This is a genomic window from Methylobacterium sp. WL18 (assembly GCF_008040015.1).
GTDB classification, from domain to species: Bacteria; Pseudomonadota; Alphaproteobacteria; order Rhizobiales; family Beijerinckiaceae; genus Methylobacterium; species Methylobacterium mesophilicum.
This window is the reverse complement of sequence record NZ_VRVD01001155.1, coordinates 1-750: the sequence shown is the minus strand read 5'-3', so window position 1 is coordinate 750 and position 750 is coordinate 1. Positions and strand designations below refer to the sequence as shown.

General features: G+C 70.3%; 1 protein-coding gene. It reads left to right on the top strand.

What is annotated here, in order from left to right:
- Positions 1-653: L,D-transpeptidase (locus FV228_RS31500; RefSeq protein WP_147857949.1), on the top strand; the 653-nt coding region annotated here is incomplete at its 5' end.
- Positions 654-750: the final 97 nt, after the last annotated feature.

Below are 750 nucleotides of genomic sequence, written 5' to 3'. Positions count from 1 at the left end.
GGGGGCAGGCGGGGTTTCTCAGCCGCCGGTCGTTCCTGGCCGGCTCGGCCGTCGGCCTGGGCGCGCTCGGGCTCGGCGGCTGCGCGACATCCGATGGCCTGATCCTGGCCGAGGCGGCCAAGATCTACGGGCCGATGCCCGACGAGAAGTTCCCGATCCCGGCGGCCGACATCCGCAAGGTCGACCCGAAATATTTCCGCCAGACGGTCCGCTACGACACCAAGGAGGCGGCCGGCACGATCGTGGTCGATCCTCGCAACTTCTACGTCTATCGCGTCGAGGGCGACGGATCCGCCACCCGCTACGGGGCCAATGTCGGCCGCGACGGGTTCCTGTGGAGCGGCGACGCCTATGTCGGCCGCAAGTCCGAATGGGCGACCTGGACGCCGCCCAAGGAGATGATCAAGCGCCAGCCCGAGGCCGCCAAATACGCCCGCGGCATGCCGGGGGGCCTCGACAACCCGCTCGGCGCCCGCACGCTCCATCTCTACCAGAACGGCGCCTACACGCTCTACACGATCTACGCGAGCAGCGACCCCGAGACGATCGGCTCCGGCATCACGAGCGGCTGCGTCGGCCTGCTCAGCCAGGACATGATCCACCTCTACGCGCGCACGCCGGTCAAGACGAAGGTGGTGGTCCTGCCGGCTTGAGGGGCTTGTCGGCCCCGGGTCGATCCATCCGGATTCCCCGGCCCTGCCGGCGGCGCTCCGCGTCGCGGCCGGTCGCCCCCTCGCGGCAGCCGTAAAG